Origin of the sequence: Candidatus Accumulibacter contiguus (assembly GCF_036625285.1) — a bacterium.
GTDB classification, from domain to species: domain Bacteria; phylum Pseudomonadota; class Gammaproteobacteria; order Burkholderiales; family Rhodocyclaceae; genus Accumulibacter; species Accumulibacter contiguus.
Window position 1 is genome coordinate 576,246 of record NZ_JAZKUC010000002.1, and the last position, 18,934, is coordinate 595,179.

Annotated in this window: 14 protein-coding genes and 1 pseudogene; 14 read left to right on the forward strand and 1 reads right to left on the reverse strand. The window is 61.1% G+C overall.

Annotated features, from left to right (window positions below):
- Positions 1–60: 60 nt before the first annotated feature.
- From V5B59_RS21210 to V5B59_RS26390, 10 genes and pseudogenes are all read left to right on the forward strand, one after another.
- Positions 61–5,934 (forward strand): filamentous hemagglutinin N-terminal domain-containing protein, encoded by a 5,874-nt coding sequence (locus V5B59_RS21210; RefSeq protein ID WP_332352302.1) that lies wholly within the window; start codon positions 61–63, stop codon positions 5,932–5,934.
- Positions 5,935–7,623: a ShlB/FhaC/HecB family hemolysin secretion/activation protein gene (locus V5B59_RS21215; RefSeq protein ID WP_169072089.1), complete on the forward strand. Its 1,689-nt coding sequence runs from the start codon at positions 5,935–5,937 to the stop codon at positions 7,621–7,623.
- A gap of 10 nt (positions 7,624–7,633) precedes the next feature.
- Complete coding sequence (locus tag V5B59_RS21220) at positions 7,634–9,877, forward strand: CHAT domain-containing protein (RefSeq protein ID WP_169072088.1); 2,244 nt, start codon at positions 7,634–7,636, stop codon at positions 9,875–9,877.
- Positions 9,878–9,879: 2 nt separating this feature from the next.
- Complete coding sequence (locus V5B59_RS21225; protein ID WP_332352303.1) at positions 9,880–10,227, forward strand: DUF6883 domain-containing protein; 348 nt, start codon at positions 9,880–9,882, stop codon at positions 10,225–10,227.
- The gene (locus V5B59_RS21230; RefSeq protein WP_169072087.1) at positions 10,214–10,420 is read left to right on the forward strand and encodes a DUF4926 domain-containing protein; all 207 of its coding nucleotides are present in this window, start codon (positions 10,214–10,216) and stop codon (positions 10,418–10,420) included. The genes V5B59_RS21225 and V5B59_RS21230 overlap by 14 nt, the downstream gene beginning before the upstream one ends.
- A gap of 259 nt (positions 10,421–10,679) precedes the next feature.
- A complete protein-coding gene (locus V5B59_RS21235) occupies positions 10,680–13,673 on the forward strand; it encodes a beta strand repeat-containing protein (protein WP_332352477.1) in 2,994 nt (997 codons plus the stop codon).
- A gap of 28 nt (positions 13,674–13,701) precedes the next feature.
- Positions 13,702–13,929: a hypothetical protein gene (locus V5B59_RS21240; RefSeq protein WP_169072084.1), complete on the forward strand. Its 228-nt coding sequence runs from the start codon at positions 13,702–13,704 to the stop codon at positions 13,927–13,929.
- Positions 13,901–14,620, forward strand: a complete 720-nt coding sequence (locus tag V5B59_RS21245) for a nucleotidyl transferase AbiEii/AbiGii toxin family protein (protein ID WP_169072083.1) — start codon at positions 13,901–13,903, stop codon at positions 14,618–14,620. The genes V5B59_RS21240 and V5B59_RS21245 overlap by 29 nt, the downstream gene beginning before the upstream one ends.
- Positions 14,621–14,717: 97 nt before the next feature.
- Positions 14,718–14,912: pseudogene (locus V5B59_RS26385) on the forward strand (filamentous hemagglutinin N-terminal domain-containing protein); the annotation flags it as partial.
- An 82-nt stretch (positions 14,913–14,994) separates the two neighbouring features.
- Complete coding sequence (locus tag V5B59_RS26390) at positions 14,995–15,507, forward strand: hypothetical protein (RefSeq protein WP_408612962.1); 513 nt, start codon at positions 14,995–14,997, stop codon at positions 15,505–15,507.
- Positions 15,508–16,061: 554 nt separating this feature from the next.
- On the opposite strand, the gene V5B59_RS21255 is transcribed toward V5B59_RS26390, so the two are convergent.
- Positions 16,062–17,033 carry a transposase gene (locus V5B59_RS21255; RefSeq protein ID WP_332351565.1) on the reverse strand — a complete coding sequence of 324 codons (972 nt, stop codon included), beginning with the start codon at positions 17,031–17,033 and terminating at the stop codon, positions 16,062–16,064.
- 530 nt (positions 17,034–17,563) lie between these two features.
- On the opposite strand from V5B59_RS21255, the gene V5B59_RS21260 reads away from it, so the two are divergent.
- From V5B59_RS21260 to V5B59_RS21275, 4 genes are all read left to right on the forward strand, one after another.
- Positions 17,564–17,773, forward strand: coding sequence for a type II toxin-antitoxin system HicB family antitoxin (locus V5B59_RS21260; RefSeq protein WP_332333128.1), 210 nt, complete (start codon positions 17,564–17,566; stop codon positions 17,771–17,773).
- Positions 17,770–17,982, forward strand: coding sequence for a type II toxin-antitoxin system HicA family toxin (locus V5B59_RS21265; protein WP_332333129.1), 213 nt, complete (start codon positions 17,770–17,772; stop codon positions 17,980–17,982). Before V5B59_RS21260 ends, V5B59_RS21265 begins: the two co-directional genes overlap by 4 nt.
- Positions 17,983–18,417: 435 nt before the next feature.
- Entirely contained in the window at positions 18,418–18,732 is a 315-nt protein-coding gene (locus V5B59_RS21270) for a hypothetical protein (protein WP_332333130.1), read from the forward strand.
- Between the two features lie 63 nt (positions 18,733–18,795).
- The gene (locus tag V5B59_RS21275; protein WP_288129135.1) at positions 18,796–18,921 is read left to right on the forward strand and encodes a hypothetical protein; all 126 of its coding nucleotides are present in this window, start codon (positions 18,796–18,798) and stop codon (positions 18,919–18,921) included.
- The last annotated feature ends 13 nt before the right edge of the window (positions 18,922–18,934 follow it).

Sequence of the window (18,934 nt, forward strand, 5' to 3'; positions counted from 1 at the left end):
ATCGCCCGGATTAGCATAAGCCGCTGAAGTCAAGTCAATTGCCGGGGGGCGGAGGGCGTAATGACTGGGAAATCCTGGCGGCGGCCGTTTTATCTTGCGCGGGTGCTGCTGACTGTGGCCCTGCTGAGCATGACGACGCGCGGGTACGGGGGGGCCGGGATCGCCACCGACGGCAGCGTCGGCGCGCGGCAGACGATTGCCGGGGTGAATGCGGGGGCGGGACGTTTTGTCATCCCGCAAACCCTGGGTTCAGTCGTCGGCAACAACCTCTTCCATAGTTTTTCGAAGTTCAATATCGATCCCGGCCAGACCGCCGACTTCACCACGAGCACGTCTGCGCTTGCCAATGTGATCAGCCGCGTCAGCGGCGGGTCGCTCTCGCAGATCAACGGGATGTTGCAACTGTCTGCTGCGGCAGGCTCCGCGCCGGCCTTCTTCTTCATCAACCCGGCGGGCGTCGTTTTTGGCGCCGGCGCGGCCATCAGCGTCCCCGGCGCGTTTCATGTCAGCACGGCCGATTACGTCAAATTCGCCAACGGCGACAAGTTCCATGCCGACCTTGGGCGAGCCAGCACGCTATCGAGTGCCGCGCCTGCGGCGTTCGGTTTTCTCGGTGGCACGAGTGCCCCTATTGCCGTCAAAGACGGGGCGATCGTGGAGACGCAGCCCTCCCAGCCGATCAGTATCGTCGCGGGGGATATCGAGGTTAGCAACGATAGCGCGGTTCTCACGCAAGGGGGCGACATCCGGGTGGTGGCACTCGGCAACGCGGCGCAGGAGATCGGCTTCACTGGCGCCTTGCCGGCGGCATCGGGCAAACTGAATATCCTGAGTGGTGGAAGCATTAGTTCGCCCGCTACCGGTGCCATCGATGGTGGAGTTATTGGCATCAGCGCCGGGAATATCAGCATCGACAGCCAGCGAAGCAGCAGCCTGACAGGCATCTTCGGCCGAGCACTGTCAGGCACTGGTAACGCCGGCAGCGTCGCAGTTAGTGCGACCGAGGTGCTTTCCCTGGTCAATGGTGGCGTAATCTCCACCAGCACCTACTCCGCCGGTGATGGCGGCAAGGCCAAGATCAGCGCCGGCAGTATCATCATCGATGGACAGGGTAGCCATAGCCCAACAGGTGTCTTTAGCAACGCAGCAGGCACCACGGGCAATGCCGGCAGCATCGACGTCATGGCGGCCGGGGCGCTTTCCATCGTCAATGGCGGCGAAATAGGTTCCGGCACCGCCTCCTCTGGAAAAGGTGGCACGGTCAAGGTCAGCGTCGGTAGCATCGCCATTGACGGGCAGGGAAGCAGTACAAGCATTACAGCCATTTTCGCCGACGCAGCTGCTGGCAGCACGGGCAACGCCGGCAGCGTCGACGTCTCTGCGACAGGAGCCCTTTCCATTGTCCATGGTGGCCAAATAACTTCCATTACCTCCTCTTCCGGTCACGCCGGCACAGTCAAGGTCAGCGCTGACAGCATCGCCATCGACCGGCAGGGCAGCGATAGCTCCACAGGAATTTTTAGTGGCGCGAAGTCTGGCAGCACGGGGAAGGCCGGCCATTTGGACGTCACGGCGACTGGGCTTCTTTCGCTAGATAATGGCGGCGCGATATCTGTCGACACCTCATCCTCCGGTGACGCCGGGACCGTCAAGGTCCGCGCCGGCAGTATCATCCTTGACCATGGCAGTTTCATCTCGTCCGATACCTTGTCCGGCGGTAACGCTGGCACGGTGGACGTTTTGGTGGCCGAGGGTCTTTCCATCGCCCGTGGTGGCGTAATCTCCTCTGATACCTACTCGACGGGTAACGCGAGCACAGTCATGGTCAAAGCAGGCAGCATCGCCATCGACCGGCAGGGCAGCGGTAGTTCCACAGGGATCTTCAGTAGAGCGAAGTCTGGCAGCACGGGGAAGGCCGGCCACCTGGATGTCACGGCGACCGGGCTTCTTTCGCTAGACAATGGCGGTGCGATATCTTCCGACACCTCATCCTCCGGTGACGCCGGGACCGTCAAGGTCCGTGCCGGCAGTATCATCCTTGACCATGGCAGTTTCATCTCGTCCGATACCTTGTCCGGTGGTAACGCTGGCACGGTCGACGTTTCGGTGGCCGAGGGTCTTTCCATCGCCCGTGGTGGCGTAATCTCCTCTGATACCTACTCGACGGGTAACGCGAGCACAGTCATGGTCAAAGCAGGCAGTATCGCCATCGACCGGCAGGGCAGCGGTAGTTCAACAGGGATCTTCAGTAGAGCAAAGTCTAGCAGCACGGGGATGGCCGGCCACCTGGACGTCACGGCGACCGGGCTTCTTTCGCTAGACAATGGCGGTGCGATATCTTCCGACACCTCATCCTCCGGTGATGCCGGGACCGTCAAGGTCCGTGCCGGCAGTATCATCCTTGACCATGGCAGTTTCATCTCGTCCGATACCTTGTCCGGTGGTAACGCTGGCACGGTCGACGTTTCGGTGGCCGAGGGTCTTTCCATCGCCCGTGGTGGCGTAATCTCCTCTGATACCTACTCGACGGGTAACGCGAGCACGGTCATAGTCAAAGCGGGCAGTATCGCCATCGATCGGCAGGGCAGCGGTAGTTCCACAGGGATCTTCAGTAGAGCGACGTCTAGCAGCACGGGGATGGCCGGCCATTTGGACGTCACGGCGACCGGGCTTCTTTCGCTAGACAATGGCGGTGCGATATCTTCCGACACCTCATCCTCCGGTGACGCCGGGACTGTCAAGGTCCGTGCCGGCAGTCTCATCCTTGACCATGGCAGTTTCATCTCGTCCGATACCTTGTCCGGCGGTAACGCTGACAGCGTCGAAGTCTCGGCGACAGGGGATCTTTTGATCGTCAATGGCGGTGTAATCTCCTCCGATACCTACTCCTCAGGTCACGCCGGCAAAATCAAGGTCAGCGCCGGCAGTATCACGATCGGCAGTCAGGAAAGTAGAGAGGGAGGCATCATGAGTAGAGCGAAGGTCGATAGTTCTGGCAACGCCGGCAACATCGAAGTCAAGGCGACAGGAAGCCTTTCCCTCGTCAACGGCGGCGTGATATCTTCCAGTACATCCTCCTCTGGCAACGCCGGGTTGGTAGAGGTTAACGCCGGCATTATTTCCATCGACAGACAGGACGACAGACCGGAAAACTCCAACAGGGCAGGAATCTTCAGTAACGCAGACCCTGGCAGCACAGGCAACGCCGGTCGCGTCGAGGTCGTGGCAACAGGAAATCTTTCCATCGTTTATGATGGAGTAATATCTTCTAGCACCGCATCTTCCGGCAACGCGGGCACGGTCAAGGTCAGCGCCGACAGTATTACCATTGACAGCCGGGGAAGCCGCAACCGGACAGGCATTTTTACCATAGCGGCAGCCAACAGCGCTGGCAATGCCGGCGACATCGAAGTTTCGGCGACAGGGAAGTTTTCCCTCATCCGTAGCGGAGAAATATCTTCCGAGACATCCTCCTCCGGTGACGCCGGGATGGTCAAGGTCAGCGCCGGCATGATCGCCATTGACAATGGTGGCCAAATTTCTTCCAGCACAACCTCCTCCGGCAACGCCGGCACGGTTAAGCTTAGCGCGGGTAGTATCACCATCAATGGTCAGGGCAGCAGCCAGTCGACAGGCATCTACAGCACAGCGGAGGGTGACAGGTCTGGCAATGCTGGCGGGATCGAAGTATCGGCAAAAGAGAATTTTTCCATCGACAATGGCGGTGTATCTTCGAGTACCTTTTCCACCGGTAACGCCGGCACGGTCAAGGTCAGCGCTGGAAATGTCGTCATCGATTCCGGTTCAATCGCTTCCGATACCTCATCCGCTGGCAAAGCCGGGGGGGTCGAAGTCTTGGCGACTGAGAATCTTTCCCTCGTCAATGGAGGCCTGATTTCTTCCGACACAAACTCCTCTGGTCACGCCGGGACGGTTAAGGTCAGAGCCGGCAGTATTGCCATCAACGGAAAAGGAAGCTTCGCAGGCATCTTCAGCAACGCAAACCCCGGCAGCACTGGTAACGCCGGTAGCATCGAAGTCGTGGCGACTGGGAATCTTTCCCTCGTCAATGGCGGCGTAATAGCTTCCCATACCTTCTCATCCGGTAACGGTGGCACGGCTAAGGTCAGCGCCGGCACCATCACAATCGACGGCGTGAACCGAGTAGACTTATTTACCGGTATATTAAGCGGTAGTGGGGCAACCGATAAAGGTCCGAGCGGCTATGGTGGCGATATTGCGGTCACGGCGGATGTCCTCTCGCTTACCAGAGGCGGCGTAATTTTTGCAGGCACCAACTCCAATGGGCGAGGAGGTACGATCAATCTGCAGGTCAAACATCTTGCATTGACCGAGGGCGGTGCCATCTCGACGGATACATCCGGTACGGGAAATGCCGGAGAGGTCATCATTCAGGGTGCGGACGACGTTGTGATCAGCGGCGTTAGTGATCAAAGTTGGCGACGAGACAACGACGGACAACTAGTGACCGGCCAATTCTCCGGCGTTTATCTCAATACAACTGGATCTGGAAACGGCGGCAATCTACATCTCACCACAAAACGATTGACCTTGAGCGACGGGGGGATAGTCAGCGCCATCGCCGTCGATGGCAGCGTTGCGAATTTGCCTGAAACCAGGGCAGGAAATGTCCATATCGACGCCGGGACCATCGTCCTGTCCGACGGTGGAGCGATCGATGCTTCCACATCGGGTGCAGGAAAAGCCGGTTCGATCTCGGTGAATGCGGATACCTCCATCAGCATCAGTGGAACATTCGATCACGCTGGGCACCCCAATGTGACCAATCCGAGGGAGTTGGATCAAAGCCACATTGGTAGCAGCGCAACCTACGCCTTGAACAAGAACGCCAAGACCCTGGGTCCCGGTGGCGACGTGACGGTAACCACTCCCAAGCTGATATTGACCAACGGGGGTCAAATCGTCGTCACGACCGAGGGAGCGCAGAGAGCAGGCTCTATTCAGATCGGCGCCGGCACGCTCCTGGTGGATGGCGAGTCGAGCACAATCAGCGCCGAGGCATCCGGGCGATCTTCAGGGCAAACCGGCTTTGTCAGCGTCGTCGCCAGCGACATCACGCTCTCGAACGGTGGCCATCTCTCCATCGAGAACAACGCCAATGTTGAGGCCAGCGTTGCGTCCGCCCTGACGCCCACCTCGATTACCGTGAACGCGCCGCGCATCACCCTCCTGAACAGCTTGCATGCGATCACCACCGAGTCGACCGGCAACGTCGCCGCCGGAAACATCAGGATCACCGCCAGCGACCAACTCCAGCTCGACCCGAGCGGCATCACCACTACGGCCTTTGAAGGGAACGGTGGCGCGATCGACATCACGGCCGGGCTGCTCCGGCTCGACCATTCGCAGATCACGACATCCGTGACCGGCAGCGATAACGGCAACGGCGGCAACATCCGCATCACCGCCGACTCGCTGATCCTGAACACCGGCTTCATCCAGGCCAACACGAAGGCGGCCAACGCCAGCGGTGGCAACGTGTCGATCACGACCCAGAATCTGGTGGCCAGCGGCAACACACTGTTCCTCGGCGGCAATACGCCTTACACCTACCAGTCGGGCGTCTTCGGCGTCAACGTCATTCAGGCGGCGGCGCCGACGGGGATCAGCGGCACGGTGCAGATTTCCACCCCGAAACTCGACGTCACCACCAGCCTGGTCGGTCTCGACACGCGCCTGATCAACGCCCAGGTCGCACGCCGTCTCTGCGAGAACGCCCGCGGCAGTTCGCTGGTCCCGGTCGGACGCGGCGGCCTGCCGCCTGGCGGCGCGGACTACCTGAGTCCCGGCCAGATTTCCGGCATCGGCTTCGTCACCTCGCCGACGGTGAGCCTCCCCAGCAGGCATGCGAGCTGGCCCAACCCCTTTTCACCTTGCCTGGCGGCCCTGTAAATGCTCAAGACCCCTTTGCTCGCCGCAGCCGCGGCGCTGACGGCCCTGGCGGCGCCCGCGCGGGGCATCGAACCCGATCACCTCAACGTCCAGGAGCCGGTACGCCCGCCTTACCTGGAGCGCAAGCCCGGCGAGCCCTTCAGCCTGCCGCCGATCGCGCCGGATGCCCCGCTCTCCGGCACCGCACCGGGCGCGCCAGGCGTCGTCCTCGAGCGCGTTCGCTTTGTCGGCAACACCGTCATCAGCACCGACGACCTGCAGGGGGTCGCGGCGCCTTTCCTGGGCCAGGCCGTCGGCGCCGATGACCTCGAAACGCTGCGCCAGAAGGTCTCTATGCTCTACATCGAGCGTGGCTACCTCAATTCCGGTGCCGTCCTCGACGCCAATGCCTGGGAGCAGGGCACGCTGACCCTGCGCATCATCGAAGGCCGACTCAAGGAGATTCGCCTGCATGGCCTCGAGCGACTCAAGGAGCCCTATGTCACCGACCGCCTGACGCGCGCCGACGAGCCGCTCAACATCCTGATGCTGGGCGAGCGCTTCCAGTTGCTGCTCACCGACCCCCTGTTCGCGCGCATGAACGGCCAACTGCTACCGGATGCCGAGCGTGGCCAGGCGATTCTCAATGTCGAGGTCGAACGCGCGCTGCCCTACCAGTTGAGCGTCTTCGCCAACAACTATCTGCCGATCTCCATTGGCCCGCAGAGCGGGACGATCGCCGGCTGGGTACGCAACCTGACCGGTTACGGCGACGTTCTCGAGGCCAGCTACCAGGATCCGCTCGGCCACGGCGACGCCCGCCGCGGCGCGATCGGCTGGCGCATGCCGCTCAACACCTGGGGGACGCAACTCTCGCTTTACTATGACAGTGGCGTGTCTTCGGTCATCCAGCAACCGACCCGGCCGCTCAACATCGAGAGCGATCTCACCAACAAGGAAATCGGTCTCGGCCAGGTGCTGTCGGAGACGCTCAGGCAGAGGCTCGCGGTCGGCGTGAACCGCGTCTGGCGCGAGAACCGCACGACCTTGCTTGGCGATCCTTTCTCCTTCGTTCCCGGAGAACCGACCGGCACCTCAAAGGCCAGGGACTGGCGCTTCTGGCAAGAGTATTCCCACCGCTCGGACGACCAGGTGCTGGCTTTGCGCTCGACCTTCACCTTCGGCGAAAACAATCAGCTTCCCGCCAGAGCCTTCCCCCTTCCCGGCCTGACGCTCGATCGTCACTACTTCATCTGGCTGGGGCAGGCCCAGTATGCCCACCGTCTCCTCGACAACGGCAGCCAGTTGATCCTGCGCCTGAATGTCCAGGACACGCCCGATCGACTGATTCCCATGGAGAAGATGGCGGTCGGCGGCATCAATACCGTGCGCGGCTATCTCGAAAACCAGTTGGTGCGTGACAACGGCGTGGTCGCCAATATCGAACTGGATTTCCCCGTGCTGGCCGATGGCGCGCGCCAGTTGAGCCTCAACCTGAAGCCCTTCATCGATTATGGCCGCGCCTGGGACAAGGACGCGGCGGCGTCGGTCATAGCCTCGGCCGGTCTCGCCACCCGGCTGCGCTGGCAGGGGCTGACCTTCGATCTGTCGCTGGCGAAACGGATCCATCACTCGCGGACGGTGATCAGTAACGGCTCCAACCTCCAGGAAAAAGGCATCGAGCTGCAATTGTCCTATGCGTTTTTCTAAGGAGCGGCAAATGAGCATCCTCAGGTGGGCGGTCGTCAGATTCTTGCTGGCCATGCTGTTGGCGCTCGGCGCGCAGGCGGCGCCGGATTCGCAGGCGCTGGCGCGCGGCGTCGCGCTGCGCAATGGCGGCAACCTGCAGCAGGCGATCGATTACTTCCGTGCGCTCGGTACCGCCGACGAGAGTGTGGCCGTCAGCGGCGAACTGGGGGCCTCGCTGTTGCAGGCGCGGCGCTACGACGAAGCCGAGCCTTTGTTGCGCCAAGCCTACGACAAGACGAACGGCAGCGAACGGGCGCGCTACGCCATCGAACTTGGCAACCTGGCCGCCGCGCGCCATCGACCCGCAGAGGCCCTGCGCTTCTACGCCGAAGCGCGGACGCTGGCCGGCGGCGAGGTGGCCCTTGCCCTCGTGGCGCGCATCAATGAAGCCCGCCTGGCCGACCGCAGCGAGCGGCCGGCGCTGCTGGCGGCGATCTCGCGTGACATCGCCGGCGTGAACGCCGCGCAGGCGCGCGCCCGCCTGCGGCTCACCGCCGGCACCCTGGCGAGCGAGGTCAGTAGCGTGCAGACCGCTTACGAGAACCTCGACGAGGCACGCATCCTGGCCGCCGAGATTGGGGACGTCCGCCTCGAGGTCGAGGCACTCGACGCACTGGCCCAGCTTTATGAGGCGCAGGGTCGCAACGACGAAGCGCTGCGCCTGAGCCGCCGCGCGATCACCCGTGCCCAGGCAGCCGACGGCGTGTTCACCGACCTCCTGCTGCGGCTCGAATGGCGCCAGGGCCGCCTGCTCGCCGCCAAAGGCGCCCAGGACGAGGCGCGGGCGGCTTACCTGCGCGCCATCGAGCAGGTCGAGAGCATTCGCCAGGACATCCCGATTGAATACGAGAGCGGCCGCTCGTCGTTTCGCGACACCCTGGAGCCGATTTATCTCGGCCTCATCGACCTGCTGCTCAAGAAAGCCGACACGGCCGGCGGCAGCGAGCGCGTCGCGCTGCTGCGGCGCGCTCGCGACACGGCCGAACTGATCAAGCAGTCCGAACTGCAGGATTATCTCGGCGAGCGGTGCAGCGTCGATGCGGCACAAAACAGTACGCAAGCGGGAGTGGCGCCGGGAACGGCGATTTTCTATCCGATCATTCTCAAGGACCGCATCGAGGTGATCTTCGAGTCAGGCGCGGGTATTCGTCGCCACACCACGGCTCTCGATGCCCCGACACTGCGCAATCTGGTGTCGTCTTATACGCAGAAGCTGCGTGACGGTGAAGCGGATGACCGCGACAGCGCGGCCAAGCTTTACGACATTCTGGTCAGGCCTTTCGAGCGCGAAATCGTCACTCAGCAGGTACATACGCTTCTGGTGGTGCCTGACGGCGTGCTGCGCCTGCTGCCCTGGAGCACGCTCCATGACGGCCAGCAGTTCCTGGTGCAGAAGTACGCGGTGGTCATCAACAGCGGGCTGTCGATGACCAGCCAGACGGCTGGCCATAGCGAAGCATTTTCCGCGCTCGTCGCCGGGATGGCGGAACCTGGGCCAGTCGTCGACCAACTGTCAGGCAGTTCGCTGGCCCAGGTCATGGCCCCGTCTACGACACGTTCTGCGCTCGAGCTGGCGCGCCAACCGGTCCTCCGCAAGCTGACGCTGTCGACACGGGCGCTGCCGACGAGCGGTGCCGAGCGCACGGCTCTGCTCAAAGAGCAATTGGCCTTGCCGGGCGTCAAGCTTGAAGTCGAGAGCCTGGCGAAGATCCTGCCTGGCACCAGCCTGCTCGACGCGACCTTCACGACGACACGCCTGAGCGACGAGTTTGAAAAGGGCGAATACCACATCGCCCATCTGGCCACGCACGGCTTCTTCGGCAGCACCGCCGACGAAAGCTTCATCATGGCCTACGACAACCTGGTGACCATGGATGGCTTGCAGAAACTGCTGCAAGCCGAAGGCGTCAGAAAAACCCCCATCGAGTTGCTGACCCTGTCGGCCTGCGAGACGGCCGAAGGCGACGACCGCTCGCCGCTGGGCATCGCCGGCGCGGCGATCAAGGCCAAGGCCAAGAGCGTCATCGGCAGCTTGTGGCCGGTTTCCGACAAAGCGGCGCAGCAAGTCATGGAGCGCTTCTACAGCGGCATCGCGCGCGACGGCCTCTCGAAAGCCGAAGCCCTCCGCCGCGCGCAAGTCATGCTCATCGCGAATCCCGATCTGAGTCACCCCTTCTACTGGGCGCCTTTCATTCTGGTCGGCAACTGGCGATAGCAATGTTGCTGCCAAATATTGAGAGGGCCGTTATTGATCTCAGGAAACTGACTGACTATGTACTGAATACCAGCCATCCAGAGGGCAGGCACAAAGCACGCGTGTTTCTTTCCTCATTGGGGATTACGGTAGCGGACGGCGAGTGGCTGGCCAATACGATATTGGCCAGCCTGTGGAAATCGGAGGCCGAGTTACAGAGTCATATCCATTGGGGTGCGATCTACCGTGTCGATATGGAGGTCGTTCGGGGGCAGCGATGCGCGAAGGTCCGGACGGGTTGGCTGTGCGGAGCAGAAGCGGCTAGACTTGTGACATGCTTTGTTGTTGGAGAATGCGATGAAACTACTTGATGTCGTTGCGACACTGGAAGATGTTCCGGAAGGGCATCTTGCCAAGGGACAGGTTGGCACCATCGTTGACGAATTGAGCGAGGATATTGTGCTGGTTGAATTTGCGGATCTTGGCGGGGTGGCGTATGCCCTCGAACCCATCCCCATCGGCAAGCTTATTCAGCTTCGCCATACGCCGGCAATGGCCGCCTAGCGATTGGCTGGTATCACACCAACTCCTGGCAGTCGCAGCATCCCTATATCATGACTGTGACGCCGGCATGCGGCCATCAACGGTGAGTGGCCCCGGCTCCTCCATTCCGGATAGAATCCGAGACGAAACACGCAGACGGGTGTTCAGGAAAATTCGGCGAGATGACCACTTTGATTTGTCGGGGGGCGCAATGACTGAAAAATCCTGGCGGCGTTCGCTTTATCTTGCGCGGGTGCTGCTGACTGTGGCCCTGCTGAGCATGGCGACGCGCGGTTACGGGGGGGCCGGGATCGCCACCGACGGCAGCGTCGGCGCGCGGCAGACGATTGCCGGGGCGAATGCGGGGGCGGGACGTTTCGTCATCCCGCAAACCCTGGGTTCAGTCGTCGGCAACAACCTCTTCCATAGTTTTGCGAAGTTCAATATCGATACCGGCCAGACCGCCGACTTCACCACGAGCACGGCCGCGCTTGCCAATGTGATCAGCCGCGTCACCGGCGGGTCGCTCTCGCAGATCAACGGGACGCTGAAACTGACCGCCGCGGCAGGCTCCGCGCCAGCCTTTTTCTTCATCAACCCGGCGGGCGTCGTTTTCGGCACCGGTGCGGCCATCAGCGTCCCCGGCGCCTTTCATGTCAGCACGGCCGATTACGTCAAATTCGCCAACGGCGACAAGTTCCATGCTGACCTTGGGGGAGCCAGCACGCTGTCGAGCGCCGCGCCTGCGGCGTTCGGCTTTCTCGGTGGCACAAGTGCAAGCATCCGTGTTACCGATGGGGTGAAGCTGGAGACGACGGAGTCCTTCCGGCCGATCAGCATCATCGCAGGGGATATCGAGATCATCAATGGCGGCGTCATTACCATGGGGGGCGACATCCGTGTAGTGGCAGTCGGCAACGCGGCGCAAGAGATCGGCTTTGTCGGTGTATTGCCAGTGACCTCGGGCAATCTGGCGATCTTCAATCGCGGATTGATTCAATCATCAGCCGGTTTTGGTGACATCTGGAATGGCGAAGTAATTGGTGACATCGATGGCGGAGCAATTGCCGTCAGCGCCGGCAGTATCACTATCAATGGCCAAGGAGGAGGCCCTGCTGATGCAACAGGTATCATGACTCTCGCACACATTGGCAATGCTGGCAGCGTGGAAGTCAGGGTGAAGGGCAATCTTTCTATCGTGAATGATGGCATAATCTCTTCCAATACCATCACAACTGGAAACGCCAGCAGCATCGAAGTCGCGGTGACCGGAAATCTGTCCATCGTCAATGGTGGCAAAATAAGTTCCACGAGTTTCTCCGGTGCTAACGCCGGCCCGGTCAAAGTTAGGGCCGGCAATATCTCTATCGACGGGCAGAATCACGACACAGGCATCTTCAGCAAGACAAGGGCACCCGCCAGCAGTGGCAACCCCGGTAGCGTCGAAGTCGCAGCGTCAAGGAATCTTTCCATCGTCAATGGCGGCAGAATTGCTTCCGATACGGCCTCCATTGCTGACGCCAACACGGTTAAGGTTAGCGCTGGCAGTATCACCATCGACGGACAGGGAAGCGACTACACGACAGGCATCTTCAGCATCGCAAATTACGGCAGCTTTGGCAACTCCGGTAGCGTCGAAGTCACGGCGTCAGAAAATCTTTCCATCGTCAATGGCGGCAAAATTTCTTCCGCTACGATCACCAAGGGTAACGCCGGTACGGTCAAGGTTAACGCTGGCAGTATCACCATCGACCGACAGGGAAGCGACTACACGACAGGCATCTTCAGCGACGCAAATCCAGGCAGCACGGGCAACGCCGGCAGCGTCGACGTCACGGCAATCGGGAATGGAAGTATTACCATCAGCGATGGCGGTAGAATATCTTCCGGTACATTCTCTGCCGGTGACGCCGGTACGGTCAAGGTCAGCGCCGGCAATATCGCGATCGATGGAAAGGGAAGCAGCTTCCTGACAGGCATCAGCAGCCAAGCGGCACCTGGCAGCAGTGGCAACGCCGGCAGCGTCGACGTCAATGCGGTCGGGAACCTCTCCCTCGTCAATGGGGGCGTAATAGATTCCAGCACCTTTTCCTCCGGTAGCGCCGGCTCCATCAAGGTCAGCGCCGGCAATATCGCGATCGATGGAAAGGGAAGCAGCTTCCTGACAGGCATCAGCAGCCAAGCGGCACCTGGCAGCAGTGGCAACGCCGGCAGTGTCGACGTCACCGCGGCCGGGAATCTTTCCCTCATCAATGGGGGTGCAATAGATTCCAGCACCTCATCCTTCGGCACCGCCGGTTCGGTCACGGTCCATTCCAACTCGCTGCGCTTGGATGGCCGTGATGAGAATGGCAATTCGAGCCAGATCAGCGCCACGGCGACAGCAGAATCTTCCGGGCAAACCGGCAGTGTCACCGTCACCGCGAACGACCTCACGCTCTCGAACGGTGGCCAGATCTCCATCGAGAACAACGCTAACGTTGAGGGCAGCGTTGCGTCCGCTCTGACGCCCACCTTGATTACCGTGACCGCACCCCGCATCACCCTCCTGAACAGCCCGCATGCGATCACCACCGAGTCGACCGGCAACGTCGCCGCCGGGAGCATCAAGATCACCGCCAGCGACACGCTCCAGCTCGACCCGAGCGGCATCACCACCACGGCCTTTGAAGGAAACGGTGGCGCGATCGACATCACGGCCGGACTGCTCCGGCTCGACCATTCGCAGATCACGACATCCGTGACCAGCCGCGAAAACGGCAACGGCGGCAACATCCGCATCACCGCCGACTCGCTGATCCTGAACACCGGCTTCATCCAGGCCAACACGGCGGCGGCCAACGCCAGCGGCGGCGACGTGTCGATCACGACGCAGAATCTGGTGGCCAGCGGCAACACCCTGTTCCTCGGCGGCAGCACGCCGCACACCTTCCAGCCGGGCGTCTTCGGTATCAACGTCATTCAGGCGGCGGCGCCGACGGGGATCAGCGGCACGGTGCAGATTTCCACCCCGAAACTCGACGTCACCACCAGCCTGGTCGGTCTCGACACGCGCCTGATCAACGCCCAGGTCGCACGCCGTCTGTGCGAGAACACCCGCGGCAGTTCGCTGGTCCCGGTCGGGCGCGGTGGCCTGCCGCTCGGCGGAGCGGACTTTCTGAGCCCAGGCCAGATTTCCGGCATCGGTTTCGTCACCTCGCCGAGCGTGAGCTTGCCCACCGTGCGCGCGAGCTTGCGAACGAACGCCTTTACCCCTTGCCTGGCAGCGCTCTAAAATCGAAAATTCCACCATTCAGTCAGCCATGCTCCACCGCCACCTCAACCATCAGCGTCTCACCCTTGCCGCCATCGACGACATGATTTCTCGTGGCCGCTGGCAGGATTGGGCTGACCTGCGCCGTGCGGCTCTCCGTGACCACTCGTTGTTGGACAAGGTGGAACGGATCTGTCGCCCCTATCTTTCCAATCCTTACGCCCAGCGCTATCACTTCTGGATGCACTATGTTGAAGAGCACCGCAGCGCTTCCTGATTGGGAACTTGTCCTTTCGTCTGCTGCCCGCCTGCAACAAATCCTGCCTGATGCCGTGCTGGTGGGTGGAACTGCATCGGCCATCCACGCCGGACATCGCTTCTCCCGTGACGCCGACCATGTGCTGACCGATCTGCGGTATCGTTTCGACGAGGTGCTTGCCGAACTGGAGTCCGTGGCGGGCTGGAAGACGGCTCGCGTTCAACGTCCGGTGCAGATTCTTGGCAGCCTGGACGGCATCGAAACCGGTGTGCGGCCGTTGATCCGGGACGAGCCGCTGGAAACCGTGCAGGTCGAGTGCTTCGGCGAGAAACTGACGGTCCCGACACAGGCCGAGATTCTGCGCATCAAAGGCGTGCTGATCCTCAAGCGAAACGCGACTCGCGACTATCTCGATTTCGTGGCGCTTGCCGACCACATCGGTGATGAACACGTCGCTGGCGCACTTCAATCGTTCGATGTGCTCTACCGGCAAGACAACGGAGAATCCCCCCTGCAACAACTGCAGGTGCAACTCGCCAATGCCATGCCCTACGATCTGGAGGACACGGATCTGGCCGAATACCAGAACCTTGCCCCACGGTGGCACGACTGGAATACCGTGAAAGCGGCTTGTGCGCACCTCTCGACGGTCATCTTTGACCGGGTTTGCGACCTTGAAGCGCGTCGTTCCAGTGACGGCGACAGTTGACATAGATCAATAGAAATGACTATTGACCTCTACCTGGAGCCATGTCTATTGACGTGGCTAATCGCTCGGCTCTAGTGAGCCGCTACAGTCAAGTCAATTGTCGGGGGGCGGGGGGCGCAATGACTGGGAAATCCTGGCGGCGGTCGTCGGCAACAACCTCTTCCATAGTTTCTCGCAGTTCAATATCGACACGGGCCAGACCGCCGATTTCACCACGAGCACGTCTGCGCTGGCCAATGTGATCAGTCGCGTCACCGGCGGGTCGCTCTCGCAGATCAACGGGACGCTGCAACTGACCGCCGCGGCAGGCTCCGCGCCGGCCGGCCTTTTTCTTCATCGGCCTGGCGGGTGTCATCTTCGGCGCTGGGGCCGCCATCAATGTACCCGGCGCGTTTCATGTCAGCACGGCCGACTACGTCAAGTTCGCCAACGGCGACAAGTTCCATGTCGATCCTGGGCGAGCCAGCACGCGGTCGAGTGCCGCGCCGGCGGCGTTCGGCTTTCTCGGTGGCACGAGTGCCCCTGTCATCGTCAAAGACGGGGCAATCCTGGTGGCGCAGCCCTCCCAGCCGATCAGCATGGTCGCGGGCGATATCGAGATCAACAATGGCGGTGTTTTGACGCCAGAGGGTGACATCCGTGTAGTGGCGCTCGGCAAGGCGGCGCAGGAGATCGGCTTTGCCGGCACCTTGACAGCGGCATCTGGCAAGCTGAATATCTTGAGTGGTGGAAGCATTAGTTCGCCCGCTACCGGTGCCATCGATGGCGGGGTCATTGCCATCAGCGCCGGCAATATCGCCATTGTCAATGGCGGCGCAATCCATGCCGATACCTTCTCCTCTGGAGCCAGATCTCCGGCATCGGTTTCGTCACCTCGCCGACGGTGAGCTTGCCCACCGTGCACGCGAGGCCCACGAACCCCGGGTCACCTTGCCTGGCGGCCCTGTAAATGCTCAAGACCTCTTGGCTCGCTGCAGCCGCGGCGCGGGGCATCGAACCGGATCATGGAGCGCTTCTACAGCGGCATCGTGCGCGATGGTCTCTCGAAAACCGAAGCGCTACGCCGCGCGAAGTCTTGCTCATTGCCAGCCCGATCTGAGTCACCCTTTCTATTGGGCGCCTTTCACCCTGCCCGGCAACTGGCGATAGCCACGTGTCGGGGGGCAGCGATATTTGGCAAGCTTCGTAGATCGTCACCCGGCAGCCAAGCTCGATCGCTAGCCGGCGGGCCTGGGCGAAGTAGGCGTAGCGGACGCCGTTCTGCGCGCCGGTGCTGGTCGGCCAGCGCACTGCCCCACCAATCACCGGAATCCCCGGCCGCGGGCGGCACGAACAGGCTCCCCCGCGCGGGGGAGGGGAGATACGAGATCGGCCAGACTGCCCGTACTCTGCGCTTGGCTCCCCCGCGCGGGGGAGCAACTGTGTTCCCAGTCAAGCTTTTTTAGGCGCATTTTGCATGCTCTGGATTCCACGGAATACCCGATTTGACTATGGCGTTCATGATCGTCAGCATCTTGTGCATGCAAGCGACCAGCGCGACTTTTTTGAGTTTTCCGTTAGCAAGCAAACGTTCATAAAAGGTCTTGATGACGGGGTTGTAACGTATGGCACTTAAGGCCGCCATGTATAAAGCGGTACGGACCGTCGCTCGACCACCCCAGGTGATGCGCTTACCCTTGTGGCGACCACTGTCCGCGTTTAATGGAGCGACTCCGACCAACTTGCCAATCTGCGCATGGGTGAGTTGGCCCAACTCAGGCAATGCCCCCATCAGACTCGCTTGCGTACACGGTCCTACCCCTTTGAAGCCTTTGAACAAAGCGAGCTTCTCGGCAAAATGCTCTTTCAGCATGCCAGCCATGCTTTTATCAACCGCCACGATCTGTCGATCCAGTATTTTGAGGACTGCCTTGATGCTCTTGTGTTGCGAACCATGGCTCAGGGCCAATCGGTTTCCTTCCGCCACGCGCATGCCAATGAGCTGGTTGTGGCGTACAAGCAAGGCTTCCAACGCCTCCTGGTTGGCATCGGGCAGTTTCATCAACAGCCGTTCCCGCTGCGCCGATTGGTGCAGTGTCCGCGCAAAGTGCGACAGGACTCGCGCATCAATGGCGTCCGTCTTGGAAAGGTATCCCATGGATTTGGCAAAGTCTCGCGCCTGCCTCGGATTGACCACCATCACCGGCAGCCCGGCCGCACAGAGTGCCGCCGCCACCTGGCGCTCGAAGCCTCCCGTGGCCTCCAATACGATCGCCCCAATCTCCTCAGAACGTGGAACGAGCTCTTTGACCAACGCCGCTATATCAGCGTCAGCATTGGCAATGCATTGGGTTTTTGATTGGTCGTCTAAAGCGATCTCCAGCGTGTCTTTGGAAACGTCAATACCCACAAACGTTGATTCAGAAGCGTTCATCTATAGCCATCCTTGCAAATACGTGGTCACGGCTTTCCGGCACGTGCCAACCAGCAACTGTTCGGTATTCAGACAAACGGCTGACAATGCACGCCAAGTGCTCTCCCACGGGCTTGATGTCCCAGAGGGGCGTCGGGCTGTGCGTCGCCTTCCGAACTCGTTTCCACCACACCTCCGTGGCACTCTACGACCTAAACCTTGGGGCTCTGCCCCAAACCCCGCACTCGCCGTGAGGCAGCGGCCGGGGATGATCAACCCCTCCCCAGCCCCTGCCTCAAGTGTACTTGGCTTACAGGATGTCAAGAGGCTTTCGCGGCATAAACGCAAGAGAAAAATACCTCTCTCGCATTTATTCCACGGTCCTCTTGACACCCTTCCAGCCATGACTTCATCTCCTCTCTTGAACGAACGAAAAACCACAAAACGAAGCATACAAGGGGAGATAATAGGCTGCAGTACCGCATGGGCGTGTTGGGTGTCACCAGCCGTGGCGCGTTACAATTTCAGTAGTTCCCTCTCGGAGATTAATCATGAATTTCAGTATCGAGTGCGAGGAAGAGGTTGATGGCCGCTGGATTGCCGAGGTTCCACAGCTGCCCGGCGTCCTGTGCTACGGCGAGACTGCCAACGAAGCCATGTCGAAAGCGGAAGTGCTTGCCCTTCGCGCCATGGCCGAGCGCCTTGAACAGAGTGAGTCGCGTCCGGTCGAGATTAGCATTTCCATTCCCCTTGCCGTGTGAGTCAATGGCCGTCCATCAAAGCCAAACGGTTGCTTGCGGCGCTGTTTGGTATCGGGTGGAAACTCAAACGGCAGTCTGGCTCTCACCGTACTTTGTCCCGCGAAGGTTGGCCCGATGTCGTCTTCGCTTTTCACGACGGCGAGGAAATCGGCCCTCGAATGCTTGCTCGTCTCGCGAAACACACGGCCATCACTCCCAACGATTTGTAGAGGGAAATCCCAGCTTCGCCACCATCCTGAAAGTCGTCGGCGCCCTCGGGCTGAAATTGCATGTCGAAGCTGCGCGACACTGACGAGGTGCCCGATTGAGCCTGAGCGGCGGCGCACGGGCTGGCATCGGGCGTGGCGGCGATGTGGGCTCGCCGATAGGGGTCTAAACGCAACAATGTTGCGTTAGCAAGGCTTTTGTGTTTCCATGTCTGTCGTGAGACATTCCCCTGCTTACATCCTCTCGGCAATCGATGGCGCTACTCGTGGCACTGGCGCACCGATGGCTGCTGCGCGTTTGCACACCCGCCAGCGGCAGCAGATCGCCGATTTGCCGCGATTCGACCATGCTGCCGAGCCGTGGGCCGGGTGCGCATGAAACCGCCTACCCGGCGTCGCCCGGCATCATCCAGCCTGTCCAGGCAGCGACCAGCCGCGATGCTTCGTAATGTTCTGGCGGTGGTCATGGCTTTGCTGCTGCTCGGCATGCGGCACGAGGCGCAGTTGCACGACCTGGGGCATCTCGCCGAATGGCGGCAGGCAATGCAGGAGAAGGTGCTGCAGGACCCGGACAGCAATGCGCTCTGCGTCGAGTGTCTGTTGCTCGCAGCCGCGGCCAATGCCGCACCAGGCCACTCGCCACCGCTTGACCAGGAGCTGGGCGACTTCGCTCTCGTCGACGCCCGCGCGGTCATCCGGCCGGCCGGCGTTCCTGCCTACTATTCCAGCCGCGCCCCGCCCGCGCACCTCTGAACCGTCCGGTTTCGCCGCCTTTCGGGCTGGCGAAGATCAACCATGTTTAGAGGATGCAGAAGCATGTCCAGACTCATTCAGGTGTCCGGCGCATTCGCGCTGGCGCTGCTCGGCGCGCTCCCGGTATCTGCCGCCAGCGACGCCGAACTCGCCGAAATCCAGGCGCAGATCCAGCAACTGAAAAACTGATCCAGGAGTTTTC